Source organism: Aeromonas rivuli (genome assembly GCF_020149575.1).
GTDB classification, from domain to species: domain Bacteria; phylum Pseudomonadota; class Gammaproteobacteria; order Enterobacterales; family Aeromonadaceae; genus Aeromonas; species Aeromonas rivuli.
Window position 1 is genome coordinate 1,656,401 of sequence record NZ_CP079742.1, and the last position, 26,992, is coordinate 1,683,392.

The 26,992-nt window shown below is 61.0% G+C and carries 24 protein-coding genes; 11 read left to right on the forward strand and 13 right to left on the reverse strand.

Annotated features, from left to right (window positions below):
- Positions 1–52 precede the first annotated feature (52 nt).
- The 3 genes from KYK33_RS20135 to KYK33_RS07820 form a co-directional block, all read right to left on the reverse strand.
- Complete coding sequence (locus KYK33_RS20135; protein ID WP_259236266.1) at positions 53–175, reverse strand: hypothetical protein; 123 nt, start codon at positions 173–175, stop codon at positions 53–55.
- Complete coding sequence (locus KYK33_RS07815) at positions 159–1,130, reverse strand: amino acid ABC transporter permease (protein ID WP_306382105.1); 972 nt, start codon at positions 1,128–1,130, stop codon at positions 159–161. Before KYK33_RS07815 ends, KYK33_RS20135 begins: the two co-directional genes overlap by 17 nt.
- A gap of 71 nt (positions 1,131–1,201) precedes the next feature.
- On the reverse strand, positions 1,202–1,990 hold the full coding sequence (locus KYK33_RS07820; protein WP_224432613.1) for a transporter substrate-binding domain-containing protein: 789 nt from the start codon (positions 1,988–1,990) through the stop codon (positions 1,202–1,204).
- Between the two features lie 485 nt (positions 1,991–2,475).
- On the opposite strand from KYK33_RS07820, the gene KYK33_RS07825 reads away from it, so the two are divergent.
- Positions 2,476–3,648, forward strand: a complete 1,173-nt coding sequence (locus KYK33_RS07825) for a GGDEF domain-containing protein (RefSeq protein ID WP_224432614.1) — start codon at positions 2,476–2,478, stop codon at positions 3,646–3,648.
- Between the two features lie 46 nt (positions 3,649–3,694).
- Here the strand turns inward: KYK33_RS07825 and rnk are convergent, their stop codons facing one another.
- The 5 genes from rnk to KYK33_RS07850 form a co-directional block, all read right to left on the reverse strand.
- Positions 3,695–4,090, reverse strand: coding sequence for a nucleoside diphosphate kinase regulator (gene rnk, locus KYK33_RS07830; RefSeq protein WP_042044133.1), 396 nt, complete (start codon positions 4,088–4,090; stop codon positions 3,695–3,697).
- Positions 4,091–4,300: 210 nt separating this feature from the next.
- Positions 4,301–5,023 carry a substrate-binding periplasmic protein gene (locus KYK33_RS07835; protein WP_224432615.1) on the reverse strand — a complete coding sequence of 241 codons (723 nt, stop codon included), beginning with the start codon at positions 5,021–5,023 and terminating at the stop codon, positions 4,301–4,303.
- A 54-nt stretch (positions 5,024–5,077) separates the two neighbouring features.
- Entirely contained in the window at positions 5,078–5,749 is a 672-nt protein-coding gene (locus KYK33_RS07840; RefSeq protein WP_224432974.1) for a hypothetical protein, read from the reverse strand.
- A gap of 147 nt (positions 5,750–5,896) precedes the next feature.
- Positions 5,897–7,282, reverse strand: a complete 1,386-nt coding sequence (locus tag KYK33_RS07845; RefSeq protein ID WP_224432616.1) for an alkaline phosphatase — start codon at positions 7,280–7,282, stop codon at positions 5,897–5,899.
- 11 nt (positions 7,283–7,293) lie between these two features.
- Positions 7,294–8,703 carry an alkaline phosphatase gene (locus KYK33_RS07850; RefSeq protein ID WP_224432617.1) on the reverse strand — a complete coding sequence of 470 codons (1,410 nt, stop codon included), beginning with the start codon at positions 8,701–8,703 and terminating at the stop codon, positions 7,294–7,296.
- A gap of 242 nt (positions 8,704–8,945) precedes the next feature.
- On the opposite strand from KYK33_RS07850, the gene ylqF reads away from it, so the two are divergent.
- The gene (gene ylqF, locus KYK33_RS07855) at positions 8,946–9,893 is read left to right on the forward strand and encodes a ribosome biogenesis GTPase YlqF (RefSeq protein ID WP_042044139.1); all 948 of its coding nucleotides are present in this window, start codon (positions 8,946–8,948) and stop codon (positions 9,891–9,893) included.
- A 187-nt stretch (positions 9,894–10,080) separates the two neighbouring features.
- Here ylqF and KYK33_RS07860 read toward each other — a convergent pair whose 3' ends face one another.
- Both KYK33_RS07860 and dinG read right to left on the reverse strand, forming a co-directional pair.
- The gene (locus tag KYK33_RS07860) at positions 10,081–10,740 is read right to left on the reverse strand and encodes a YccT family protein (RefSeq protein WP_224432618.1); all 660 of its coding nucleotides are present in this window, start codon (positions 10,738–10,740) and stop codon (positions 10,081–10,083) included.
- A 601-nt stretch (positions 10,741–11,341) separates the two neighbouring features.
- A complete protein-coding gene (gene dinG / locus KYK33_RS07865) occupies positions 11,342–13,414 on the reverse strand; it encodes an ATP-dependent DNA helicase DinG (protein ID WP_042044142.1) in 2,073 nt (690 codons plus the stop codon).
- 382 nt (positions 13,415–13,796) lie between these two features.
- On the opposite strand from dinG, the gene KYK33_RS07870 reads away from it, so the two are divergent.
- The 3 genes from KYK33_RS07870 (at position 13,797) to KYK33_RS07880 (ending at position 17,382) form a co-directional block, all read left to right on the forward strand.
- Positions 13,797–14,903 (forward strand): porin, encoded by a 1,107-nt coding sequence (locus KYK33_RS07870; protein ID WP_042044143.1) that lies wholly within the window; start codon positions 13,797–13,799, stop codon positions 14,901–14,903.
- Positions 14,904–15,106: 203 nt separating this feature from the next.
- Positions 15,107–16,051: a hypothetical protein gene (locus tag KYK33_RS07875; RefSeq protein ID WP_224432619.1), complete on the forward strand. Its 945-nt coding sequence runs from the start codon at positions 15,107–15,109 to the stop codon at positions 16,049–16,051.
- 140 nt (positions 16,052–16,191) lie between these two features.
- Positions 16,192–17,382 (forward strand): amino acid aminotransferase, encoded by a 1,191-nt coding sequence (locus KYK33_RS07880; protein ID WP_224432620.1) that lies wholly within the window; start codon positions 16,192–16,194, stop codon positions 17,380–17,382.
- A 90-nt stretch (positions 17,383–17,472) separates the two neighbouring features.
- Here the strand turns inward: KYK33_RS07880 and KYK33_RS07885 are convergent, their stop codons facing one another.
- The 3 genes from KYK33_RS07885 to KYK33_RS07895 all read right to left on the reverse strand — a co-directional run bounded on the left by KYK33_RS07885 (position 17,473) and on the right by KYK33_RS07895 (position 20,167).
- Entirely contained in the window at positions 17,473–18,993 is a 1,521-nt protein-coding gene (locus KYK33_RS07885; protein WP_224432621.1) for a helicase HerA-like domain-containing protein, read from the reverse strand.
- 161 nt (positions 18,994–19,154) lie between these two features.
- Entirely contained in the window at positions 19,155–19,640 is a 486-nt protein-coding gene (locus KYK33_RS07890) for a DUF2062 domain-containing protein (RefSeq protein ID WP_224432622.1), read from the reverse strand.
- On the reverse strand, positions 19,637–20,167 hold the full coding sequence (locus tag KYK33_RS07895) for a DUF2062 domain-containing protein (RefSeq protein ID WP_042042066.1): 531 nt from the start codon (positions 20,165–20,167) through the stop codon (positions 19,637–19,639). The genes KYK33_RS07890 and KYK33_RS07895 overlap by 4 nt, the downstream gene beginning before the upstream one ends.
- A gap of 27 nt (positions 20,168–20,194) precedes the next feature.
- Between KYK33_RS07895 and KYK33_RS07900 the strand changes: the two genes are divergently transcribed.
- The 6 genes from KYK33_RS07900 to uvrY all read left to right on the forward strand — a co-directional run bounded on the left by KYK33_RS07900 (position 20,195) and on the right by uvrY (position 26,972).
- Entirely contained in the window at positions 20,195–22,405 is a 2,211-nt protein-coding gene (locus KYK33_RS07900) for a DNA internalization-related competence protein ComEC/Rec2 (RefSeq protein WP_224432623.1), read from the forward strand.
- Positions 22,406–22,435: 30 nt separating this feature from the next.
- Positions 22,436–24,217, forward strand: a complete 1,782-nt coding sequence (gene msbA, locus KYK33_RS07905; protein ID WP_224432624.1) for a lipid A ABC transporter ATP-binding protein/permease MsbA — start codon at positions 22,436–22,438, stop codon at positions 24,215–24,217.
- On the forward strand, positions 24,217–25,203 hold the full coding sequence (gene lpxK / locus KYK33_RS07910) for a tetraacyldisaccharide 4'-kinase (protein WP_224432625.1): 987 nt from the start codon (positions 24,217–24,219) through the stop codon (positions 25,201–25,203). Before msbA ends, lpxK begins: the two co-directional genes overlap by 1 nt.
- A complete protein-coding gene (locus tag KYK33_RS07915; RefSeq protein ID WP_042042070.1) occupies positions 25,187–25,375 on the forward strand; it encodes a Trm112 family protein in 189 nt (62 codons plus the stop codon). Before lpxK ends, KYK33_RS07915 begins: the two co-directional genes overlap by 17 nt.
- Complete coding sequence (gene kdsB / locus KYK33_RS07920; protein WP_224432626.1) at positions 25,372–26,124, forward strand: 3-deoxy-manno-octulosonate cytidylyltransferase; 753 nt, start codon at positions 25,372–25,374, stop codon at positions 26,122–26,124. The genes KYK33_RS07915 and kdsB overlap by 4 nt, the downstream gene beginning before the upstream one ends.
- A 203-nt stretch (positions 26,125–26,327) precedes the next feature.
- Entirely contained in the window at positions 26,328–26,972 is a 645-nt protein-coding gene (gene uvrY, locus KYK33_RS07925; protein ID WP_005904670.1) for a UvrY/SirA/GacA family response regulator transcription factor, read from the forward strand.
- Positions 26,973–26,992 lie beyond the last annotated feature (20 nt).

Genomic DNA, 26,992 nt, shown 5'->3' on the forward strand with positions numbered 1-26,992 from the left:
GGCGTCGTTCTTGTTTGCGCTCCCGTACGCCTGGATGATCTGAATTATGGGATCAGTTGCTGCGTGCATAGTTCACCTCCAGGTGATGGACCAGGAAGGCGTGGAGATTGTCGAGCACAGCCGCACTGCTCGGCTCTGGTTGGGCCTTGATGATGGGATCAGTTGCTGCGCGCATATTTCACCTCCAGACGGCGCACCAGGAAAGAGAGGGTGCCGGTGAGCACCAGATAGAGCAGCGCCACGGTGAACCACACCTCGAACGGGCTGAAGGTGGAGCTGACCACCTCCCGACCCGCCTTGGTAAGATCCGTGATCGAAATGACGGAGACCAGGGAGGAGTCCTTGATGAGATTGATGAACTGACCCGCCAGGGGAGGCAGTACCCGTTTGAAGGCCTGGGGCAATATGATGTAACGCATGGTCTGGGCCGAGGTGAGCCCCAGGCTGCGACCCGCCTCCATCTGCCCCTTGTGGATGGAGTCGATGCCTGCCCGTACTATTTCGGCCACATAGGCGCCGGTAAACACCGCCAGCGCCGCCACCCCGGCGGTGAACCTGTCCAGGTTGAGCACTGTGCCGATGAAGAAGTAGACGATGAAGATCTGCACCAGCAGCGGCGTGCCGCGGATGAGTTCTACATAGCAACCGGCGAGATTGCGCAGCGCCGGGTTGGGGGAGAGGCGGGCGAGGCCGGCCAGGGTGCCGAGTAGTATGGCGAAGATGCCGGCGACCAGGGAAAGTTTGATGGTGACCCAGATGCCAAAGGCGATGGGCCCCGGGGTCCATTTCAGCTGAGTATCGAGCACATCACCGCGAAAGACGGTATCCCCTTCCGACAGGTTGGAGCCGGTGGCGGCAATGGTTTGGCGGTGGCTTGCGTCCAGATCGTCTTGCAGCACCAGGGCGCCATTTTCGGCCACTACTGTGCCGTCAAAGTCGGCATAGCTGTTTTGCTGGGCCTGATAGACGATGTATTGGGGGATGCGCTCCCAGCGCCAGGTGTAATCGACCGATTGCACGGCCTTGTAGATGCCGAAGACGGCGAGCAGCATCATCAGCACGAAAACGCCGTGCCAAAGTAGTGAGCTGGGCTGTTTTTCCATCTGTTTGATGGGTCTCGGATTGAGCACAGTCGACAACCTCTTTCTTTATTGTGTGGGTCTGCGTGAGGGGCGCGGCCCGGGCCGCGCCCTCGAGAGGCTTACTTGAGCTGTTTCAACCAGTCGTTGGATTCGAACCATTTCTGATAGAGACGGTCGTAGCTGCCGTCACCCTTGATCTGGCGCAGGTAGTTGTTCATCCAGTTGAGGGTGTCCTGATCGCCTTTGCGAATGGCCCAGGCCAGGGGTTCGAAGGTGAAGGGGGTCGCCAGGTGCACCACGGCACCCTTGTTCTCTGAGGCGAAGATGGCGTTGTAGGGCAGGTCATAGATGAAGGCATCGACCTTGCCGTTGATTACTTCCAGCTTGGCGTCATCCTGGGTTTCATACTGCAGCAGGGTGGCCTTGGGGATCATGCGTTTCACCGCTTGCTCACCCGTGGTGCCGAGCTTGACCGCAATCTTGTATTTGGGATCGTTCAAGTCCTGATAGGACTTGATGCTGCCCGCCAGATCCTTGCGCAGCACTATGGTCTGGCCCACGACTATGTAGGGGTCGGCGAAGTTGACCCGCAGGTTGCGCTGGGGGGTGACCGTCATGCCACCCATGATGACGTCGAACTTGTCGGTCAGCAGGGCGGGGATGATGCCGTCCCAGGCGGTGTTGACGAACTCCACTTTGACGCCCATCTCCTTGGCGACCATTTTGGCGAGATCCACATCGAAGCCGATGTATTTGCCCTGCTTGTTGGTCATCTCGAAGGGTTGGTAACCGGCATCGAAACCGACGCGCAGCACACCGCGCTCCAGCACGGCGTCAAGGGTGGAGCTGGGGGCCGCGTTGGCGAGCCCGCACAGCAGCAGGGTAGAGAGAATGAGTTTTTTGATCATGAGTGACGTCTCTGTCGTAAGTGTGTTCGGCCTTGAACCTGCTCCGTGCGACTCCATGGCACAAGAGACTGCTGCATCCGGCAGCAGGCAAGACAGGATTATTGTCTTGGTCGGGGCAAAAGCCCCATATGAGATTCTATTTCCCAGCCAGTGAGTGAAAAATGTACCAAAATCCGATTGTGTCAGACGACTCAATAGGTTAGTTGCACTTTTTCATCGCGGCACGGCTCATAAAACCACATGAAAACAACATATCTATCTAATGGCGTGGGTTCAAGCGTAAAAATAGTTGGCAGGCATTTTGCTGTGTGATCGGCGGGGATCTGGGCCCGAACGAACCTTGAGCGCCAGGCATCAGGCCAGCTGGCTGAGTGACGGGGCGCCAGGTGGGTGTCCTGAAAATATTTCATCGCGCCAGAAGGCTCCCTCTGTGTCTTGTCATGGGCTTCCCATATACTCAGCCATCCCCAATGGAAGGCTCGGGAATGGACACCTCAATTCTGCTCAATCTGGATGTATTCACCCTGATGCTGATGGCTCTTGGGGGCTACAGCCTGGGCTTCATCACCCTCTCCATCATCTGGTTGACCCACAGGGAGATCCCCGGTCTCGGGTTCTGGTGGTGGTCCAGCTTGTGTGCCCTGGCGGCCCAGTCGCTGTTCTTTATGCAGGCGTTCTCCCCCCATATCGCGGGGATCTGGCTGGCCAACCTGCTCATCACCCTTTGTATCGCGCTGATGCCGCTGGCCTTGCAGCGTTTCTTCGGCGAGTCGCCGAACTGGCGGGCCTTCGCGCTCTTCATGCTGATCTATCTGTTGCTGCTCTGCTGGAGTGTGCTGGCCAACGACGAGATGGCGCCCCGGGTGCTGCTGGCCTGTCTGAGCTACATGGTGCTGGGGGCCGTGATCGTCTTCCTGGTCTGGCGGCACGGTTATCCGGCCTACCTGCCCGCCGTGCTGGTGTTTACCGTTGTCAACATACTGCTCTACGGCTTCAACCTGGTGCGGATGGGGGCCCTGCTGGGTGGGGAGGTGCGGGTGCTGATGGATCAGCATGTGGTCAATGTGCTGCCTTTTCTCTCCATGTTGATGGGCAACTACCTCTCCACCTTCGGGGTGCTGCTGCTCTGTACCCAGTACCGGGCTCTGGCCCTGCGCCAGCTGGCCACCCAGGATCCTCTGACCGGGGTCTACAATCGGCGTGGGCTGCATCACCACCTGCCCCCCTTGCTCGGCAAGGGGCCAGTCTTGCTGGCCATGGTTGACCTCGACGACTTCAAGCAGATCAATGACAGCTTCGGCCATGAGATGGGGGATAGGGTGCTCAGGGAGGTGGGTTGCTACCTGAAGGGTCAGCCGGATCTGCTGGTGGGGCGCTTTGGCGGCGAGGAGTTCGTGTTGCTGGCCAACTGGCAGCAGGGGCAGGCTCATGAGCGGTGCGAACAGTTGCGCCGGGAGATAGCGGCCCTGGAGGTGGAGGGGATCCGCATCACCATCAGCATGGGGCTGGACTGGCTCTGGCCCGGCGAGGGCTTGGAGCAGGCACTGCACCGGGCCGACGGGGCGCTCTATCGCGCCAAGCGGGAGGGGAAGAACCGGGTCTGTGTCTGGCAAGCCGGCGAGACCCGGGCGTCGCCCCCGCCGGTGAGCGCCGCTTGATGCGGCGCAGGGGTCCTCGACCCAGGCGATCCGGGTCGTGGCCGTTTCAGCGGTGCAGCTCGCCGGCGCGCTCCGGCTGATAGACGACTTCCAGGATCTCGACCTCAATGTTGCGGCCAGCGGGACCGGACCAGTTGATGCTGTCACCGACCTTGAGACCGAGCAGGGCGCTGCCAACCGGGGCCAGCACAGAGATCTTCGACTCATCTCCCTGCACGTCCTTGGGATAGACCAGGGTCAGGCAGAAGGGGGTGTCGCTGTTCTTCATCTTGAAGCGTACCTGGCTGTTCATGGTGACCACGTCCGGCGGCATGTCGGCCGGCTCGCGGACCTCGGCGCGATTGAGCTCCTCCTGCAAGGCCTGATGCTGGGGTGAGTGGCCGAGCAGGGGTTCAATTCGGTCCAGATCCAGGCTGGAGATGATGAGATGGGGAGCAGTCATAGGGTATTTCCTCATGCAATAGGGTTAACGAGGCCCAGGGGGCCAAATAGATTGGGAAGCACGGATGTGATGGACGCGGCCCCCGACAGCTCGTGGGAACGACGAGGACGGGGGCTCAGCTGGGTGTGAGCAGAATGGGAAAAATCAGACTGGTTTTCATGGAGATACCATAACCATTATGATTTCCTTTGGCAATGCTTCCGCCCAGTCTCAGGGAGCCTGATAGTCGTACTGAAGCAGGATGCGAACCAGGCTGCCATCGGCCCGCATTCCCTGGATAGCATCGTGCCAGCGTTTGGCTTCCTGGGGGGGAAAGTCGGGGCTGGCGGCCAGATAGAGTGGCACCTTGGCCAGCCTTGCCCCCTTGACCAGATCGGAGAGCCGCAGCCCGGCCTCCTGCTGGGCGTAGCGCATGGTATTCCAGGCGGCGGCCCAGGCCTGGATCCGCCCCAGGGCCAGCTTGTCGGCGTTGTTGCGCTCTGCGGTGACTATCTCCAGAGAGGGTGCCCCCAACTCCTGGAGCCGGCTGTGGCTAAGGGAGTGGCGCAGCACGCCGATTGTCAGGGTGCTCGCCTCATTCAATGCCAAAGGCGTGGGGTGGTGGCGTCGATCGCTGGCGAGCACGAAGGCCTCATCGAGCAGTGGCACTATCCAGGTCAGCATCGTCTCGCGCGCCTGGCTGCGTACCGGCGGCAACAACAAGACCCCGGGCCTGTGCTGGGCCTCCTGAATGGCGCGTGCGAAGGGCATCAACTCTATCTCGATGGGTTCGTGCAAGCGCCGGGCCGCCTCTTCAATGACCTCTACCGCCATGCCGGTCGGCGCCCCTTGCTGGGCGCGGATCACATAGGGAGGCACCTCGCCCGCGAGCAGGGTGATCGCCTGGGCAAAGGGGCTAAGCAAGATAAACAGCAGGCAGAGCAGCAGGGACATGGCACGTCATCATGGTCAACGAGCGGCCAAGTGTACCATCTGTGGCCCATCTGTTTAGTCGAAGAAGTCGCGAATGTCCCGTGGTTGGTAGTCGGCCAGCGCGAGCCAGGGAGCCTGGGCACTGAGCTTGGCGGGGGTGAGCGTCATCTTGTAGCTGCGATAGCCATCAAGGGAGCCCGACTCGACTTGCAGGGGGACTTGCAGGCGTGCGGACCAGAGGATGCGGGTGCGCTCATGGGCCGTCTTGTGTTCATACCAGCGCGCCCCGGCCGGGGCGGCGTCCTCCAGCAAATCCATGGTGGCCAGCAGCTCAGGGTCAATCAGGAAGCGGACCTTGGCCCAGTTGGGGGTGAAGGCAACCTGGCCATACTCCTCGGGGGGCACGCTCACCAACTGCTTGTGGTAGCGGTCGGCGTAGTGCAGTTGCACTGTGCCATCCTCATCCCGGCCGACCCAGCGGGCCGCCATCTGATGAGTGAAGTGCTTGTGACCGGGCTGGCCATCATGCTGCTGGTGGTAGGCACGGGCCACTGTGATGGGGATGAGTCGCTCGCTCCATATCTGATCGCCGCGGCGTTGCCAGCGCTCTTGCCAGCTGCTTTCACGAATGACGCCATCGGCGCTGGTGGTGCGATCCTGATACTGGATGCGGGCGGCCAGGTCCGGGACATCCGGCGTGCTGGCCTGGACGGACAGGGTTGCGAGTTGCAGCAGCAACCCCATCATCAGGGCAAACGGGGGAAGCGGGGTCTTGCGCATGGGTCTCTCATCGTGGGATCCGGGGCCAAGGTTGGGCCCGGGCAGCAAAGGGGATAACGGGTAAAAGGGGCCGCCGTCGATGCGGCCCCTGCGCTGAGAGGTTGCCTGTCTCTCTTAGAGACCCAGGGCCTCTTGTATCTTGCCAAACACCTTGATGTTCTCCAGGGTGCCCTTGAAGCGCGCGCTACCGGCGCCATCGGCAAACAGCATCACATCGCCGCCGCCATGGGTCTCGGATCCGAGCTTGACGCCGGTCTCCTGCAGGTAGTCATCGCTCATCACCTCCGCGCTGGTGAGGGTGGGGCGCACGTCGGCGCGGTTGGGACCATTGCCAAATACCAGGGTGGTGAAGGGCTTGCCATCCACGTCGTTCTGGGTCGAGCCATCACCATTTTTCACCAGATCCAGCACGGGGTTGCCCTTGGCGGCGTAACCGTTGATGGTCATGGTGTGGTCATGGTCTGCGGTGACCACTATCAGGGTGTCGTTCAAATCGACCTTGCCGAGCGCCGTCTTGACCGCCTCATCCAGCGCCACCGCGTCGGTCAGGGCCCGCTTGGCATTGGTGCCATGCAAGGCGTGGTCGATGCGACCCCCCTCCACCATCAGGAAGTAGCCCTGACTGTTTTTGGCCAGCAGATCGATCGCCTTGGCGGTCATCTCGGAGAGGGATGGCTGGGTATTGGCGGCGCCTTTGGCGACCCTGTCCAGTTCGTAGTCGAGGTGGGACTTGGCACTGAACAGTCCCAGCACCTTGCCGTCACTCACCTTGGCCAGATCGCTTTGGGTGGTGACGTACTGATAGCCCTGGGCCTGAAGCTCGGCGGTGAGATCCCGGCCATCGGCACGCCCGCCCTTGTTGCTGCTGGCATCATATGGCGTCCAGTGATTGGCACCGCCTCCCAGCAGTACATCGACCCCATCCCCCAGGGCGCTGTTGAAGCCGGCGCCCCCCGGTACGGCCTGGGCGGAGATGGCGTAGGCGGCATCTCGGTGGCAGATGTGGGCGTAAGTCGCCGCCGGAGTGGCGTGGGTCAGCTCGGTGGTGGTGACGGCGCCCACCGACTTGCCGGCGGCCTTGGCCAGCTCGAGCAGGGTCGGCACCGAGTGGCCGTTGTCCGCCGTGCAGTTGTTGATGCCCTTGTTGCCGTTGACATCCTTAGCCGGCGCCACCGCCTGGGTATCGGCACTCATGCCAATCACCTCGTTGTTCATCTTGACGCCTGTGGTGTAGGCCGCCATCGAGGGGGCCGAATCCGTGGTCTGGGCATCATGGGAGAAGGTCTTGATGCGGGCGCTGCGGGGCAGGGACATCATCTCGAGGTTGCCCTCTTCCCCCACCTTGTAGAGGCGGGTGGCGGTGAGCACGGTCGGGCCCATGCCATCGCCAATAAAGAGGATGACGTTCTTGGCATCGCTGGCCTGGACCCGAGGCACCAGGGCCAGGGTGGCCAGGGTCAGGGCGGCGCAGATCGGTGAGGTCTTGAATCGAGTTTTCATGGGTCTGTTCCTTAGAGCTGGGCCGCAGCCTTTATCTTGCCAAAGACGGCTGTGTTATCGAGGGAGCCATGGAAGCTGTCTGCGCCCTGGCCAATGGCGCCAAGGAATACATCCGTGCCGCCGTGGGTCTCGCTGCCGAGCTCACCGACCTTGACGACCACCTCCTGGTGATAGTCGTCGGCGGAGACGGTGGCATCGTCCAGCGGCGCTACGCTTGCCCGGGAGCCATCGACGCGGTTGTAGCCGTTGCCAAAACCAATGATGGTGTAGGGCATGCCGTCGCTATCGAGCAGGTTGTCGCCGCTGACATAGTCCTTGGCCAGCCCCAAGACTCCGGGGTTGCTGGCGGTGGTCTTGCCGGTGCGCTTGGCATAGCCGTTGAGCACCAGGGTGTGGTCGTGGTCGGCCGTGACCACTATCAGGGTGTTTTTCAGCTCGGGGTCGGTTTTCTTGACCTCATCGATGGCGGCCTGGATGGCCTGGTCGAAGGCGAGGGTGTCTTGCAGGGCGCGCTTGGCATTGGTGTCATGCAGGGCATGATCGATGCGTCCTCCTTCCACCATCAGGAAGTAGCCCTTGGACTTGTCTTTGAGTTGCTTGATGGCCGCCAGGGTCATGTCGCTGAGGGAGGGCTCATCCTGGGGCCTGTCCAGCTCATATTTCATGTGACTGGCGCCAAACAGGCCGAGCAGTGGCTTGCCAGCGGCGGCGCCTTGCAGCTCGCCCAGGTTGCTGGCGAACTGGTAGCCCTGGGTCTTCATCTCCTCGATGAGGTTGCGACCGTCGGTGCGCTTGCCCTTGTCAGCCTGGGGCAGGAAGAAGCTGCTGCCGCCGCCGAGCACCACGTCGATGCCATCCTTGAGGGCCGGGTTGTAGCCAGCGCCGCCCGGTACCATCTGCACGGCGATGTCCGCCTCGAGATCCCGGTTGCAGATATGGGCATAGGTGTCGGCCGGGGTGGCGTGGGTGATGCGGGTGGTGGTGACCACGCCGGTGCCACGGCCATCGGCCTTGGCCAGTTCGAGCAAGGTGGTGACAGACTTGCCTGCGCTCAAGGCACAGTCGTCCTGCTGGGTGGCATCGCCATCCATGCTGATGACGCCGTTGTTGCTCTTGACCCCTGTCATGTAGGCGGCCATGGAGGGGGCCGAGTCCGTGACCTGGGCATCGTGGGAGAAGGTCTTGATAAAGGCCGTCTCCGGCAGGGTATCCATGGTGAGATCCCCCGCTTCGCCGACCCCGTAGATGCGGGCGGCGGTCAGGGTGTTGATCCCCATGCCATCCCCGAGGAAGAAGATCACGTTTTTGGCGCGAGTTGTGCCCGCATCCTTGTCACCACTGTTGTTGCTGTCGCTGCTGGAATTGCAACCGGCGGCCAGGGCGGCGCCTATCATGAGTGCAATTCCTGTGATTTTTTTCATGGGTTCGCTCCTTGTAAATCCAGAGCGAAGCCTAGAGAGGCAAGATGACAGTTTGAATGAACCCAGATGACACTATGATTAAACCCTTAATGAATTGCCTTGCTAATCAATTCGTTAATATTTTCTGAGACGCCCTGGCCGCTCCCTTGGGGCAGATCCGCACCCAGGGGAGATAAGAGTCTGTCAATGTGGGGAAAAGCAGGTAAAATGCGCCCCGTTCCGAGCAGAGAAGGTGAGAGAGAATGTCGATTAACTGGTTCCCCGGTCACATGCACAAGGCCCGTAAAGAGATTGCCGAGGTCATGCCCCAGGTCGATGTCATCATTGAGATGCTCGATGCCCGGATCCCCTTCTCCAGCGAGAACCCCCTGGTGCCGGAATTGCGGGGCGATACCCCTGTCATCAAGGTGCTGAACAAGGCTGACCTGGCCGATCCTGCCATCACGGCGCTCTGGGTTGAACATATGGAAAAGGAGAAGGGGATCAAGGCCCTTCCCCTGACGCAGCAGGAGCCTGAGAAGATCAAGAATCTGCTGGCCCTGTGCCACGAGATGCTGCCGGAGCGCAATCTTGATGTGCGCGGCGTGCGCGCCATGATCATGGGTATCCCCAACGTGGGCAAGTCCACCCTGATCAACACCTTGGCGGGCCGCACCATAGCCCGCACCGGCAACGAGGCGGGGGTGACCAAGTCCCAGCAGCGCATCAAGCTCGACAACAATGTCATCCTGACCGACACCCCGGGCTTCCTGTGGCCAAAGCTCAATCCGCCCTCTTGCGGCTACCGCCTGGCCGTCACCGCCGCCATCAAGGACACGGTATTTGACTATGCCGACATCGCCATGTTTGCCGCGGATTACTTCATCAAGGCCTATCCGGATCGGGTCAAGGCGCGCTACCAGATAAGCGAGCTGCCGGAAACCGAGATCGAGCTGCTGGAGATGATCGCCCGTCAGCGAGCCTTCGTGCGCAAGGGCGGCCTGGTCGACCTGCACAAGGCATCCGAGATCCTGGTCAACGAATTCCGCTCAGGCTTGCTGGGCCGCATCTCTCTGGAGACGCCGGAGATGGTGAGCGCCGAGATAGTGCTGGCGGCCGAAGAGGCGGAGCACAAGGCCAAGGAGAAGGCCGAGCGCGAGGAGGTGCGCCAGGCCCGTGCCCGTCGCAAATATGCCAGGAAGCGCAGTTAACGAACGGTGAGACGTTTAGGTAACAGAAGAGGCGACCCCGGGGTCGCCTCTTCTTGTTTGGGTCCGCGTTGAAATCCTGTCACGGGTCCTGCCCGAAGGGGAGGGGGCCAGCATTGCTGACGCGGTTCAGGAAACGCTGGCCAACAACAAGGGGAGCCGAAGCTCCCCTTGTTGTATGGCACTGGCCTTATTGCTGCTGGATGACCCAGATCTGGAAGGCTTTGCGCGTCTCGGTATCGGCCTTGTTGTACCAGCTTTGCAGCTGGGTCAGGGCTTCTGGGTTGCTCTGAGCCTTGCTCGGTGCAACTTGAACCGGGGCGCTGCTGGCGGCCATGACGGCGGCGGTGGAGACGGCGACCGTGGTTGGCTGGTTGAACGCCTTGCCCATGGTGATCAGCTCCTGCTGATAGTCACGGGTCAGCTGGAAACCCTCGACCTTGGGCAGTACGAACTGCTCGGTCTTGAGGGGCTGGCCACTGACCTTGTCTTTCAGGACCACATTCTGAGTCTTGATGAACTGCTGGGCTTCGGCTTCGTTACGGGGTTTCTTGTAATCCAGGGCCAGCTGCTGGTTGTCCTTGGCCGTGAAGTTGATGACCAGGGGCTCTGCGGTCACGAACTTGGTGTCGCTGCGGCTGGAGTAGTTACCCTCGAAGGCGACGACCAGCTGATGATCTCCCGCCTGGATCGGGAAGCTGTTGGACTTGTCGAGCAGCTTGGGATTGATAGATACGCCATCGATCAACTGCACCACATAGGGTGGGGTGACTTCCAATTGGACATTGGCCAGGGCGCTACCCGCCCACAACAGACCAGCCAGGGCCGGCACCAAAACAGTCAGTTTCATCTCTTCTCCTTGAACAGTCAGGCGATGGCCTGCTGAAAACAGGGGCCATTTTTACAGGTTTGCGCGAGGGCGGCAATAGCCAAGGGGCACCGCTCTTGCCATGGGGAACCCTTCATCTATTACCTTGTTACTCAATAGCGAGGATGGCCGGCACATGGGCTGCATGTTGGCGAGGGCTAATCGATGCGGCGACTGATAGCGGCCAAGGAGGGCGGGGCATCGGCAACCCTGCCCTGTGCCGCGCCCTTCATCGTGGCGAGTCTTAATCGACGCGGCGACTGACGGAGGCGGGCAGGGCTTAGGCAACCCTGCCCTGTGCCGCGCCCTTCATCGTGGCGAGGCTTAGTCGATGCGGTGACGGTGACGGAGGCGGGCAGGGCATCGGCAACTCCTGCCCTGTGCCGCGCCCTTCATCGTGGCGAGGCTTAATCGATGCGGCGACTGATGGCGGCGGACAGGGCATCGGCAACCCTGCCCTGTGCCGCGCCCTTCATCGTGGCGAGGCTTAATCGATGCGGCGACTGATGGCGGCCAAGGCGGGCAGGGCGGGCAGGGCATCGGCAACTCCTGCCCTGTGTCGCGCCCTTCATCGTGGCGAGGCTTAATCGATGCGGCGACTGAACGGGGGCAGGGCATCGAGCAAGCCCTTGCCGTAGCGCTTGGTCAGGAGGCGGCGATCGAGAATGGTCACCCGGCCCCTGTCGCTCTCTTTGCGGATCAGGCGACCACAGGCCTGGATCAGCTTGCGGGAGGCCTCGGGGACCGTTAGTTGCAAGAAGGGATTGCCACCGCGTTGCTCGACCCACTCTGCCGTCGCCTCTTCCACCGGTGAGTTGGGCACGGCGAAGGGGAGCTTGGTGATCACCAGGTTGGTCAGGTAGTGGCCGGGCAAGTCCAGCCCTTCCGAGAAGCTGCCGGTGCCGAGCAGCACGCTGGCCTGGGCACCATCGCATTTCTGTTTGTGCAGGGTCAGCAGCGCACTGCGCGACGCCTCGCCTTGTACCAATAGAGAGAGCCCCTTGGCGCGCAACCCTTGCGCCACCTCGTTCATCTGACGATAGGAGGAGAAGAGCACCAGGCTCGCCTCCTTGCCTGCGACCAGCCGAGGCAGCACCTCAATCAGCTCCTGGGTGAAGCCGGGGGCACTGGGTTCATTGACCATCTTGGGCAGATAGAGCTCCGCCTTCTGGTAATCGAAGGGGGAGCGCAGGCGCAGGTAGCGGGTGCCGTCATGCTCCTTGAGCCCCACCTGATGGCGAAAATAGCTAAAGGAGGAGAGGGCGCTCAGGGTGGCCGAGACCAGTACGGCGCCGAGGCAGCGTGACCAGAGCCACTCTTCCAGCAGGTAGCCGACCTCGATGGGAGAGGCGTGCAGCCAGACCTCCCCCTCGTCTCCCTTCACCATCCAGCGGGCCATGGGGGTTTTTCCTTGGGGAACATGGCGACTTAGCATCTCCCAGAGGGCGTTGAATCCCTCCAGACGCTGCAGGTGAAAACCGGTTTCGGCCAGCAACGGCTCGGCCTCCTTGCGGCGGATCTCCCCATCTTTCAGGGCTTCGGCGATGGCGCCCTGCATCCTGTCCAGGGCCCGCAATGCCTTCTTGCTCGCCTCTTTCAGGTTTTCGGCCAGCATGGGCAGGGGGTCGGGCAAGACGCCACCTTCGAATCGGTAATGGGGCTCCTGGCCGAAGAGCCCTTCATTGGCGCCAAGCCACTGCTCCAGGGCCTTGAGGTCCGGCTGCAAGGAGGCGAGGGCATCTTGCAGCTTGAGCTGGGGATCGATCAGGCTCTCTTTATTGAGACTGCGAGTCAGCTTGCCAGCACTCTGGGCGAGTTTCTCCAGCCAGCGGCGCGAACCCTTGATGCTGGCGCTGGCGGCCCCATGGTCCCGGGCGATGGTGGGCAGGTGATGGGCCTCGTCGAGCACATAGAAACACTCGTCCGGGCTGGGCAAGATGATGCCGCCGCCCATGGTGAGATCCGAGAGCAGCAGGGCGTGATTGACCACCAGGACGTCGGCGGCCTCCATGTCATTGCGGGCACGATGGAAGGGGCAGTGTTGGTGATGGCTGAGCGCCTTGTTGCAACTGTGGCGGTCGGCGGCGATACGCAGCCAGCCGGGTTCGGAAATGGGGTCGGGCCAGTTGTCACGATCCCCATCCCACTTGCCATCGGTATAGGCCTGCCACAGGGCCTGGTAGAGGCTCCGGTCGCTGGCGCTTGGCTTGTGCTTGCTCAGGGCCTCGAAGTTGAACTCAACATTGCTCATGTCGGCGCCACTGGCCGCCTGTTCCAGCAAGTGCTCGCAGCAGTAGCGCTGGCGGCCCTTGACCAGCATGAACTTGAATGGCAACTCGCTATGACGATGATAGAAGGGCAAATCCTTGTGGATGAGCTGCTCTTGCAGCGCCACTGTGGCGGTGGAGATGATGAGTTTCTTCTGGGTCAGGCGTGCGACTGGGATGGCCCCTTGCGCATAAGAGAGGGATTTGCCGATGCCGGTGCCTGCCTCGGCCACCAGGATGCGGCGGGATTTGTCATATTCCCCGGTGAGCGTCTTGGCTATCTCTGCCACCAGGAAGTTCTGCTCTTTGCGCGGCATGAAACCGGGCAAGCTGTCGGCAATCTGGCGGTAGGTAGCACGTATGCTGGCTTTGAGACGGGTCGATAACATGGGCTTGATGGGCGCGCGGCTTGAGGGAGCAGACAGACAGGATACCCGTAACTCGGCTGCCGGGTCGAGGCTGTTGAGCGAGACGCCATGCCACTGTCGCCATATGTTCCACTGTGGCGACAAAACACCTTTGACTCCGCTTTGGTGGCACAGAAAAGCAGCGTTTTACGCTGTAAACGTTTTCCCTCAAAGAGAGATGAAAGATGAGATGAGGATCACATTTTTCTCCCTATGACTATCGATTCTCCGAAAAGTTCCAAGTTTTTTCATTGCGGATTGCAAAACCCGATGCTAGTCTCGGGCCCCATAGTGATGCAAAGAACATCGCTAACACAGGGAATAACAACAACTTAGTGTTTAATTACAGTAGGCATTGGAAACTATGAAAAAGACAATTCTGGCTATTGCTATCCCGGCTCTGTTCGCTTCCGCCGCTAACGCCGCGGTCATCTATGACAAAGACGGTGTGACTTTTGACGTTTACGGCCGTGTTCAGGCTAACTACTATGCTGACCACAATAAATCGGTCAGCGGCACTGCAGACTCTTACAAGTTTGATTCTAAAACTGGCAACACAGTATTCGTACCAGGCAGCGCTGGTGGTTACGAAGACGTCGATGGTGAGCTGGTTGGTTCCTCCCGTCTGGGTTGGTCCGGTAAAGTTGCCCTGAACGACACCTGGTCTGGTATCGCCAAGACCGAGTGGCAGGTTTCTGCCGAGAACTCCGACAACAAATTCAACTCCCGTCATATCTACGTGGGTCTGGACGGCAGCCAGTACGGTAAGATCATCTTCGGTCAGACCGACACCGCCTTCTACGACGCCCTGGAAGCGACCGATATCTTCAACGAATGGGGTGACGTAGGTAACTTCTACGACGGTCGTCAGGAAGGCCAGATCATCTACTCCAACAGCTTCGGTGGCTTCTCCGGCAAGCTCTCCTACCAGACCAACGATGACGTCGCTGTTAAAGTGACTGACATCGGTCAAGGTGTGAAAGAAGACGCCGTATTCGGTTCGGACGTCAAGCGTAACTACGGCTTCGCTGCTGCTGCCGGTTATGACTTCGACTTCGGTCTGGGCTTCGACGCCGCCTACTCCACTTCCGAGCTGGAGAACAAGGTCAATGGTGACGAAGGTAACAAAGACGAGTGGGCCATCGGTGCCAACTACGCCATCAACGGTTTCTACTTCGCCGGTATGTACACCCAGGGTAAAGTTGACAACGACAACACCGGTTGGGATAGCAAGGGCCGTGGCTACGAGCTGGCTGCTTCCTACAACGTTGACGCCTGGACCTTCCTGGCTGGTTACAACTTCACCGAAGCCAAAGACAACGACAGCAGCTACGAAGATCAAGTTGATGAAACCCTGCTGGGCGTTCAGTACAACTTTACTTCCAAGTTCAAAGCCTACACCGAGTACAAAATCCAGGGTATCGACAACCTGGACGACGAGTTCACTGTTGCCCTGCAATACAACTTCTAATTTCGGCTCCCTCGTCTAGGGAAACGATATTGAGTTGATGAAACGGCCAAGCTTGCTTGGCCGTTTTGCTTTTCGCGTTTCTCTCGCTTTTTCTGCTCTGATGTCCCTGCGTCACATCACGTTGTCAGCTTGCCCGGCTTGGTATCAGCTTCGCTATTCGTTAGATTAATCAGCTTGTTACCCCGACAGGGAAGGAGCGGGCCTTGATCGATTTCACTCATCCGGCGTGGCAGACGTTTGCCCAGCAACTCTTGGCGCAAGATGCGGTCAGCGTAAGAGATAGAAACCTGCAACCCCTCATCGGCCTGCTGCGCAGCCATCAGTTGCTGCTCTCCCTCGGCGCCCATCAATATCAGCTCACGCCGGCGGGCCGGCGCTACTTGCAACGGGAGCTCACCCTGGCCAAGTTGTCGTCAGCTCCGCCGAGCCCGGAGGAGTGGATCCATGCCCAAGGCTGGCAGCTCAAGGAGCGGATCAACCAGCGGGTGCTCGCCGCCCTCTATCGCAAGGGTGAGCAGCCATTTAGCACGGCCGAACAGATAGATTTCGAAGACAAGGGGATCACGCCCTGTGGCGACGGGGTCCTCAGGCTGAGGGCGAGCCACCCCTTCAGCCTGTTTTTGCAGGGCGGGCAACTGCTCGATGCCGCGCCCTGGTTGCAGGGGCTGGGTGAGCTTAGCTTGCCGGAGCGCAGCCTGGCGCGGCTTGGCAAGTTGATCTGGCCAGGTCAGGAACCCGCCCGGGCCATCACCACCGACAGCCTCGGCATCTTCACCGAGTTGGTGCTGCCAGATGACTGCATCCTGGTCTATGGGGAGCGCGAAGCCCCCCATCTTCTTGCGCCCCTGCTGGCCGCCTTGCCCCTCGGGGTTCGCTGGCACCATATCACTCGCCTGGATCCGGCTGGCGCTGCGCGGGTTCAGGCGCTGGCGGCGCGCTTCGCCCGTCCGGCGAGCTGGTGGCTACCCCGGGATCTGGCCCCTCTCATGATGCACTATGGGCTCCCCCTGTCGGGGCCGAGAGCCTGGGAGCCAAGCTTGCTGCCGGGTGCTTTTCGCACCGCGTGCCACCCGCTGATAGCCGCGCAGCAGGGGCTCTGCGCCGAGGTAATGGCCCTGGCTTCGAGCTGGGAGGCCCTGGCCGGATAGTCGGCAAAACATGGGGCTAAAAAGCGGTTTTCCCACCCGATGGGCGGTGGTATAAAGAAGAGGCGCAGTGCCGCCTCAGGGCCGCTGCGTTTACCATCCAGGACGCCCCCCAATAACATCAATGGAACACAGGGAAAACCATGTTTGAAAAGGTTGTTGCCGCCCCAGCGGATCCGATTCTGGGCCTGACCGATGCCTTCCGCGCCGATCCTCGTACCGACAAGATCAATCTCGGGGTTGGGATCTACAAGGATGAATCCGGAGCCACTCCTATTTTGCGCAGTGTCAAACAAGCCGAGCAACGCCTGCTCAATGACGAGAAGAGCAAGAACTACCTCGGCATAGAGGGCACCGCCGCCTATGGTGCCGTGGTGCAACAGCTGCTGTTTGGCAAGGGTGCGGAGCTCATCAACAGCGGTCGGGTCAAGACGGCGCAGGCGCCGGGGGGCACGGGTGCCCTGCGTATCGCCGCCGAGTTTGTGGTGCGCAACAACCTGAGCAAGACCGTCTGGATCTCGGATCCGACCTGGGCCAACCACGTCAGCGTCTTCCAGGCCGCCGGTCTGACCGTGAAGTGGTACAAATACTACGATGCCACCACCAAGGGGCTCGACTTTGCCGCCATGCAGGCCTCACTGGCCGAGGCGCAAGCCGGCGATCTGGTGCTGCTGCACGGTTGCTGCCATAACCCGACCGGCATAGATCCGACTCGTGAGCAGTGGCAGGCCCTGGCCGAGCAGAGCCTTGCCGCTGGCTGGTTGCCGCTGTTTGACTTTGCCTATCAGGGTTTTGCCCGTGGTATCGAAGAGGATGCCGAGGGGCTGCGCATCTTCGCCGCCTGCCATGATGAACTGCTGGTGGCGAGCTCTTTCTCCAAGAACTTCGGGCTCTACAACGAGCGGGTCGGGGCCTTTACGCTGGTCAGCGCCAGCAAGGCCGTGGCCGACGTGGCCTTCACCCAGGTCAAGACGGTGATCCGTGCCAACTACTCCAACCCGCCGTCCCATGGCGCCGCCGTGGTGACCACCATAGTGCAGGATCCTGCCCTCTATGCGGAGTGGGTGGCCGAGGTGGCCGAGATGCGGGTGCGGATCCGGGAGATGCGTGAGCTGCTGGTGGAGAAACTTGCGGCGCAGGGTATTGCCCAGGACTTCAGCTTTATCCGCGAGCAGAACGGCATGTTCTCCTTCTCCGGGTTGGACAAGGCCCAGGTTGAGCGACTCAAGCAGGAGTTTGGGATCTATATCGTGGGCTCCGGCCGCATCAGCGTGGCAGGCATCACCCATGCCAACATAGACCCCCTGTGCGATGCCATCGCCAAGGTGATCTGAGCGCTGCCTTGACCGTTCCTGAGTGAGCGGCTGACGTCAGAGACAGAGAGGCCCGCCATGTGCGGGCCTCTCTTCATTGATATGGCCCGATCAGCGGCGACCTTTGCTGCCTCCGAGCAGGGAGCCGAGCACGCCCCGTACCAGCTGGCGCCCCATCTCGTTCCCCAGGGTGCGGGCCACACTCTTGGCGGCCGTCTGCACCACCCCATCGTGCTGACCCCCCCGGGGGCCGGTGCGGCCAAACAGTATCTCGCCGATGGATCCAAAAAGGCCGCCGTCATCCTCGGCTTGCTCGGGGGCTTGACCGGACTGGGGAGCTGACTCAGGCGCGGCTTGAGTCTGCCCTTTCAACCGCTCGAAGGCTGACTCCCTGTCCTGGGTCTGTTCGTACTGACCAAACAGCAAGGAACCCTTGATGAGAGCCTGGCGTTCGGGGACCGTCAGCGGGCCTATTCGGCTGGCAGGGGGCGCTATCAGGGCGCGCTCCACCATTTGGGGGCTGCCCTTCTCATCCAGGGTCGAGACCAGCGCTTCACCGACGCCGAGTTCGGTGATGACACCAGTGGCGTCAAAGGCTGGATTGGCCCTGAGCGTATCGGCGGCGATACGTACTGCTTTCTGATCCTGCGGGGTGAAGGCCCGCAGCGCATGCTGTACCCGGTTGCCGAGTTGGCCCAATACGCTGGCCGGGATATCGGCCGGACTCTGGGTCACGAAGTAGACGCCCACCCCTTTGGAGCGAATAAGCCGTACCACCAGCTCTATTTTTTCCAGCAGCGCCTTGGGGGTATCGGTAAAGAGGAGATGTGCTTCGTCGAAGAAGAACACCAGCTTGGGTTTATCGGGATCGCCAATCTCGGGCAGCTGTTCGAACAGTTCGGAGAGCAGCCAGAGCAGGAAACAGGCGTAAAGGCGGCTCGACTGGGTCAACTTATCCGCCGCCAGGACGTTGATGTGACCACGGCCCTGCTCATCGGTCTGCAGCAGATCCTGGATATCGAGCATGGGTTCACCGAAGAAGTGATCGGCCCCGGCGCGCTCCAGACTGAGCAGATTGCGCAAGATAGCGCCGACAGACGCGCTCGATACATTGCCGTAACTGGTGGTGAGCCGTTTGGCATTTTCGCCGACGAACTGCACCATGGCCCGCAAGTCTTTCAGGTCTAGCAGCAACAACCCCTCGTCATCGGCCACCTTGAACACCAGCTCCAATACACCGCTCTGGGTCTCGTTGAGGCCAAGTAACCGCCCGAGCAGCAAGGGACCCATATCGGAGATGGTGGCGCGCACCGGATGGCCTTGCTCGCCATAGAGATCCCAGAACACCACGGGACTGGCGGCAAAGGTGGGGGCCGCAATGCCCATCTGGCCGAGTCGCTCCTCGAGCTTGGAGGAACGGGTACCCATAGCGCCGAGGCCACTGAGATCGCCCTTCACGTCAGCCAGAAAGACGGGGACCCCCTGATTGGAGAAGCCCTCCGCCAGCACTTGCAATGTCACTGTCTTGCCAGTCCCGGTTGCTCCCGTTATCAGGCCATGGCGATTGGCCTTGGCGGGTAGCAGTGAGAGAGGGTGTTTGCCGGCATAGGCGAGGATCAGGGGGTCAGCCATGGGAGCTCCTTGTGGCAGGTTCGAGTAGCAACCGATTGATTGCACTCAGTGTGGTGCCAAGATGGGCCCCTGACAAGGGACGGGCAGGGCGGAAGATAAGGGAGGCCGAAGGAGACGGCTATCGCGAGGGGGCGGTTGGGATCATGCCGGTTTTCGCCGGCTCAATGACGGCGAAACAGCCTGAGCAGGAGGGCGCAAAGCAGGCCTCCCAGGCTCGCGGTCAGCAGACCAAGCAACAGACTGCCGAGCAGGAAGGGGGGCAGCAGCGTGGCAGCCTCCTGTTCGAACCAGGCCAGCGACCACTCCAGATGGAAGGGGGCCGGGGTCAGCTGAAGCAGTGCGCAGCCGGTGCGGTAAGCCCACAGATACATGAAGGGCAGGGTAACGGGATTGTTGAACCAGACCGCCAGCAGTGCCAGGGGCAAGTTGAGGCTAAACAGCAGCGCCAATCCCACGGCGATCAAGCTGTGCATCGGCAGGGGGATCCAGGATGCGAACAGACCGGCCGCGCAGGCGCCGGACAGAGCACGGGTGCCCGACTGCCAGAGTTCAGGGGCGAACAGGCGTTCCCCAAACAGGGCAAACCACTTGTGCTGGCGCAGCTGCTCCGGGGTTATCCGGAACCGGCTACGCCAGTGGGAGTTCATGGTTTGTCCACCCCTGACTTGTCTGCGCTGCGATTGCGCCATTGACGCACTATGCTCAGCCGCCAGAGGCCGCGTACTACCACATAGCCTGTGATGGAACTGAGGATCGCCAGCACCAGGGAGCCGAGCAGCAGGGGCGGGGCTATGGTCTCGAAGACAGATGTCAGCCAGCTCCAGGTAAATTCAATCTCTATATGCTGGGAGGGCTGGCCCAGCAGATGGCAGCCAACCACGTAGGCGGCGTAGAACAGCGGCGGCATGGTGAGGGGATTGGTCAGCCAGACCAGGGCAACCGAGAGCGGCAGATTGACGCGAAAGAGGATGGCGCCACCGGCGGCCAACAGCATCTGGAAAGGGACGGGGATCCAGGCCATGAAGAGCCCGACCGCGAAGGCGCCAGCGGCGGAGCGACGGTTCAGATGCCAGAGGTTGGCATCGAGCAGCAGGTCACCGAAAAGACGTAAGTGCTTGTGTTCCTTGAGCGTTTTATGATCCGGCATCCAGCGTTTAATGAGATGTTTGGGCATAATGAAACCTTGCTAAATACTTGCTCCATGGATCTGCGTCTATTGTCGTTTGCCCTCGGGGCAAGCTCCTGTCTGCTTTGGCCATGGTTGCCTTCATTCCAATGGGGGGGATTATGGCTGTCCCTGCTGATCCCCTTCTGTTTTATACGCGCCTGGCGGCTGCTGTTTTTGGTACTGGGCATCCTCTGGATGCAGGTCAACATGCAGGCACGGCTCTCCTGGTTGGACACCCTGGGGGAGCAGGCGAGCCACATCATAACCGCACAGGTGCAAAGTGCAGAGCCTCAAGATGATAAATTTACGCGGCTGCGGCTCAAGCTCATCGAGCTGGATGGTCGCAGCTTACCCCTGCCTCCCTCGGTGCGCATCAATGCTTACCAAACTTTACCCGAGCTGACACCGGGCTCGACGCTGACACTGGTCGCCTCTCTCAAACCCGCCCACGGTTTGGCCAATGAGGCTGGCATGGATGGCCGGCGTCTGTTGCTGGGCAAGGGGATCAGCGCGACAGGCAACTTGCGTCGCCTCATCAGGGTTGACCGCGAGCCACCCGGTCTGCGGGCCCGCTGGCTGGCCAGCGCCGGGCAAGCCTGGCAAGGGTTGGCGCAGGCGCCTTTGCTCAGCGCGCTTACCTTTGGCGAGCAAGCTGGCATCTCGGATAGGCAATGGGAGCTGTTTCGCGGCGCAGGCCTGACCCACATCATCGCCATCTCGGGTCAGCACATCGCCCTGGTGGCGGTGCTGGGTTTCTGGTTGGGACGGCTGTTTGGCTTGAAAGGGGCATTGGTCGGCACCTTGCTATTTGCTGCCACTTATAGCTGGTTGGCGGGTTTTGCAGTGGCGACCGAGCGGGCCCTCATCATGGTGCTGGTCTGGAGCATACTGCGAGTCTGGAAGCGGGATTGGCCCCCTTATCGGGTCTGGTTGCTGGCCTTCGTGGCCATCTTGTTGTGGGATCCCTTTGCGCTCTTTGCCGCGGGCTTCTGGCTCTCTTTCCTGGCGGTGGCGCTCTTGATGGGGGCGAGTTACCTCTATGGCAGGCCCAGCCTGCTGCGGCTGCAAGGCCTCTTGCTGCTCGGCCTGTTGCCACTGCAACTCGCGTTGTTCGAGGGGGTGGCACCCTTGGCGCTGTTCATCAACCTGCTGGCTCTGCCACTCTTTTGCCTCTTTATCATCCCGGTGGCGCTCATTGCCGTACTGGTGAGTCTCTTCTCCCCGAGCCTCGCCCATGGTCTGTTCTGGCTGGCCGATGGGGCGCTCGGCTATATCATGGTCAGCCTGGAGTGGCTCAATGGACAGTGGGCACTCTGGTGGCCGGTACCGGGCTGGGCGCTGCCGCTCAGCATCTTGTTTTTGCTGGGCTGGATAGCCTGGACGCTGCCTGGCGGCCGCTGGTTGGGGTTGCCGCTGCTTGTGGCCGCCTTGCTCGCCGGCTGGCCAGCTGCGCCGAGCTGGCAGGTGCGCGTGCTGGATGTGGGGCAGGGGCTGGCGGTGCTGCTCAGCAGTCGTGGTCATCACATTCTATTTGATACCGGCGATCGCTTTCCCGGTGGTTACAACATGGCGGACGCGGCCATCTTGCCGATGTTGCATCGGTTATCGGTCGATGAGCTCGATATGCTGATATTGAGCCACAGAGACCGGGATCATGCGGGCAATCGGGAGGCCCTGCGCGCGGCGCTGCCGGTCAGGGCCGAGTACTCGTCTTACGCTTTCTCGGCCAGCACCCAGGCCTGTCGACGTGGTCAGCAGTGGCAGTGGCAAGGATTGACGCTGCGCATGCTGTGGCCTGAGCGCAGTGGCGCCGGGCGCAACAACGATGGTTGCGTATTGCAGATAAGCGACGGGCAGGTGAGCGTACTGCTGAGCGCCGACATTGAGCGGGAGGCCGAGACCCGCCTGCTGGCACTGGAGGGGGAGGGAGTGCGCAGCACTGTGCTGGTCAGCCCGCACCACGGCAGCAAAACCTCCTCAACACCGGGTTTTGTGAGTGCGGTGGCGGCCACCGAGGTTGTGCATAGCGCCGGTTTCATGAATCGCTGGCACTTTCCTCGTCCTGAAATCGTGGCCCGCTATCGCGCCCTGGTACCCGACTCACGGCAATGGATCAGCGGGGAGTCGGGGGCGATCTCGATCGAGGTGGGGTCAAATGGACTTGAGATCCGGGGTGAGCGAGATGCCGGGCCCTGGTATCGACGCAGTGGAGCTTGGTGGAAACCACAGCTTTGGCTAGAATAGCCCGTCATTTCCCATTTATAACGGCGATTCATGCAACAAGATAACTCTCAAGATACCTCTCAAGAGAGCTGGCCCGTGTTCAAGCGGCTGCTCGCCTATGTGCGCGATCGCAAGCTGGGCTTGGCGGGCGGCATCATTGGCATGCTGGGTTATGCGGCGGTCGATACCACCTTCGTCTACTCCATCAAGCCGCTGATCGATCAGGGCATCAATGGCAACGACAAGACGGTGCTGACCTGGATGCCCTTCTTCGTACTGGGCATAGTCGCGCTGCGCGGCGTCGCGACCTTCCTCTCCACCTTCTGCATGGCCTGGGTCGGTAACCATGTGGTACTCAAGTTGCAGCAGCAGGTGTTTAACCACCTGATGGCCATGCCGATGAGCTTCTTCGACCAGCAAAATACCGGTGCCCTGCTCTCCAAGGTGACCTATGACGCCAGCCAGGTCTCTTCTGCGGCGAGCTCGACCCTGGTCTCCATCGTGCGGGAAGGGGCGACCGTCATCGGTCTGCTGGGCCTGATGTTCTGGCACTCCTGGCAGCTCTCCATCATCTTCCTGGTGGTCGGCCCCGTGGTCGGTGTCTTGATAAGCTTCATCAGCCGCCGTTTCCGCACCATCAGCCGCCAGATCCAGAAGGCGATGGGCAACATCACCACCTCGACCGAGCAGATGCTCAAGGGTCACAAGGAGGTGCTGATGTTTGGCGGTCAGGAGGTGGAGTCCAAGCGCTTCTTCCGGGTCAGCAACCACATGCGCCAGCAGAACATGAAGATGGTCGCGGCCAACGCCATCGGCACGCCCGTGGTGCAGATGGTGGCCTCCATCGCCCTGGCGGTCTTCCTCTATGCGGCGACCGTTGACGGGGTGCGCGAGACCCTGACCGCGGGTACCTTCACCGTGATGATCACCTCGATGATGATGCTGCTCAAACCGCTGAAGAGCCTGACCGACATCAACAACCAGTTCCAGAAGGGCATCACCGCCTGCCAGAGCCTGTTTGGCCTGCTCGACAGCCAGCCTGAGCCCGATACCGGCACGCGTCCCCTGGACAGGGCCCGGGGCGAGATCGAGTTTCGCAATGTCACCTTTAGCTACCCGACCAAGCAGACCCCGGCGCTGCACAATGTCAGCTTCAAGGTCGAGGCGGGCAAGTCGGTGGCGCTGGTGGGCCGCTCCGGCTCTGGCAAGAGCACCATCGCCAGCCTGCTGACCCGTTTCTACGACATAGAGGAAGGGGAGATCCTGCTCGATGGGGTCAACATCCAGGAGTACCGTTTGAGCGATCTGCGCAAGCAATACGCCCTGGTCTCCCAGCATGTGCACCTGTTCAACGACAGTGTCGCCAACAACATCGCCTATGCTGCCGGCGATCGTTACAGCCTCGAGCAGATCCGCCATGCCGCCGTGGTGGCCCACGCCGATGAGTTCGTCAGCAAGATGAGCGACGGTTACGATACCGTGGTGGGCGAGAATGGCGCCTCCTTGTCCGGCGGTCAGCGCCAGCGGATCGCCATCGCCCGCGCCCTGTTGCGCGATGCCCCGGTGCTGCTGCTCGATGAAGCGACGTCCGCACTGGATACCGAATCCGAGCGTCACATTCAGGCCGCCATCGACGAGCTGTGCAAGGCGCGCACCTCGCTGGTGATCGCCCATCGCCTCTCCACCATAGAGAAGGCGGACGAGATCCTGGTGATCGATGAGGGGCGCATCGTCGAACGCGGTAATCATGAGGCCCTGATGACCCACGGTGGCACCTATGCCCAGCTGCGCGCCATCCAGTTTGGCGACGTGCCTGTGGGACATAAAGGCTGATGCTGGATAGGCTCTGGTATGGGCAGAGTGGCTGGCGCTGGTTGCTGGCCCCCTTTGCCCTGCTGTTTGGTCTCATCAGCGGTCTGCGCCGCCTGGCTTTTCGGCGTGGCTGGCTGGAGGCTTATCGCGCCAGCCTGCCGGTGATCGTGGTGGGCAACCTCTCGGTCGGCGGCAATGGCAAGACGCCGGTGGTGATCTGGCTGGTGGAGCAACTGCAGGCAAGAGGCTGGCGACCCGGGGTGGTCAGCCGCGGTTATGGCGGCAAGGCCCCCCATTACCCATATCGGCTCGATGCTGGCAGTACGACCGCAGAGGCGGGGGACGAGCCGGTGCTCATTGCCCGCCGTTGTGGCTGCCCCGTGGTGGTGGCGCCCACACGGGCCGATGCGGTGCGACTGCTCGAGGCAAGTGGTGAGGTGGACATCATCATTACCGACGATGGTTTGCAACACTATGCCCTGGCGCGGGATATCGAGCTGGTGGTGGTGGATGGCATGCGCCGTTTCGGCAACCGCTGTCTGCTGCCCATGGGGCCGCTGCGTGAGCCCCTTTCCAGGCTAAAACGGGTGCATGCCGTGCTCTGCAACGGTGGTGAACCCGAGCTGGGGGAGTACGGCATGCAGCTGGTGGCGGCCGCGCCGCGCCGGGTGCTGGACGACACTGCCCCGGATGTTCCCCTGGGCCCCGAGATCGATGCCCTGGCGGGCATCGGCCATCCCCCTCGTTTCTTTGCGACCCTGACCGAACTGGGTTATCAGCTGCGCCAGGCTCAGGGTTACGCGGATCATCACCCCTTCGATCCCAGCGAGCTGCTCGCCCGTTTCGCCGATCGTCCCCTGTTTATGACCGAGAAAGATGCCGTCAAGTGCCGCGCCTTCGCGCAGCCCCATTGGTGGTATCTGCCGGTCAGTGCCGAGCTGCCTCAGGCATTGCTCGACACCCTGTTGAAATCCTTGAAGGAGTCTCGTTTTGGCACTGGACATTAAGCTGCTCGACATCATTGCCTGCCCGGTCTGCAAGGGCAAACTGCAATACCACAAGGAAGCGGATGAGCTCATCTGCCGCTTCGACAAACTGGCCTATCCCCTGGAAGAGGGCATCCCCGTGCTGCTGGAGAACCGTGCCCGCACCCTGACCAGCGATGAGCTGCCCTCATGAGCTTCGTGGTGGTCATTCCGGCCCGCTACGCCTCGACCCGCCTGCCGGGCAAACCCCTGGCGGACATCCATGGCCAGCCCATGGTCGCCCATGTGGTGGCCAAGGCGCGCCAGTCCGGGGCAGAGCGAGTCATCGTTGCCACTGATGATGAGCGAGTGCGCGCAGCCCTGTGCGAGAGCGGGGTCGAGGTGTGCATGACCTCGACGGATCACCAGTCTGGCACCGAGCGCCTGGCCGAGGTGTGCCGTCACTACGGCTTTGCCGCCGATACCATAGTGGTCAATGTGCAGGGGGATGAACCGCTCATTCCCCCGGCGATCATCCGCCAGGTGGCCGACAACCTGGCCGGGGCCAGCGCGCCCATGGCAACCCTGTCGGTGCCGATCCTGGCGGCGGAGGAGCTGTTCAATCCCAATGCGGTCAAGGTCGTGACTGACAAGGATGGCTATGCCCTCTACTTCAGCCGCGCCCCCATTCCCTGGGATAGAGACGGTTTCGCTGCCAGCAAGGAGCAGGCCGGCCCCTGGTACCAGCGCCATATAGGCATTTATGCCTATCGCGCCGGCTTCATCGAGCGCTATGTGGGCTGGGCACCGAGTCAGCTCGAACAGGTGGAATCCCTCGAGCAGCTGCGGGTGCTCTGGTATGGCGAAAAGATCCATGTGGCTCAGGCACTGGAAGCGCCGCCGGTGGGGGTCGATACCCAGGCCGATCTGGACAAGGTACGGGCCCTGCTGGCGGTATCCTGATGACGCTGCCCATGACCAATACGGCATCTTCGGATGCCGTTTTTTGTTGATGGCTTATATAATTATTTGATTAATAACGTTATTCATGTGCTTCCTCAAACTTTTCCCCGCCATGATTTGCCAAATCGATCAGTTTGGTTATGATGCAAGACGCCGTGTTAACCCTAACTGGCACATAACAAGATAAGAAACGGGGTGTTTGGGTGATAAATGTATTCCTGGTCGATGATCATGAGTTGGTGCGTACAGGGATAAGACGCATTCTGGAAGACGTCCGTGGTATCAAGGTGGTGGGCGAGGTACAGAGTGGCGAGTTGGCGGTCACTTTCTGCCGTCAACATCACCCGGATGTGATCCTGATGGATATGAATATGCCGGGGATCGGCGGGCTGGAAGCGACCCGCAAGATCCTGAGATTGCGGCCCGATGTTCGCATCATAGTGCTGACCATTCATTCTGAAAATCCGTTCCCGACCAAGGTGATGCAGGCGGGTGCCGCCGGTTATCTCACCAAGGGTGCCGCGCCGGAAGAGATGATCCACGCCATTCGCCTGGTGCACTCTGGTCAGCGTTACATCTCCCCCGAGATAGCCCAGCAGATGGCCCTGAGCCAGTTTGCCTCTGCCGACGAGAACCCCTTCAAGTCTCTGTCCGAGCGCGAGCTGCAGATCATGATGATGATCACCAAGGGGCAGAAAGTGACCGATATCTCTGAGCAGCTCAACCTGAGCCCGAAAACGGTCAACAGCTACCGCTACCGGCTGTTCAGCAAACTCGATATCAATGGTGATGTAGAGCTGACTCACTTGGCTATTCGTTATGGCATGCTCGATGCTGATACCCTGTAACGATTGATGAGAGTGAAATA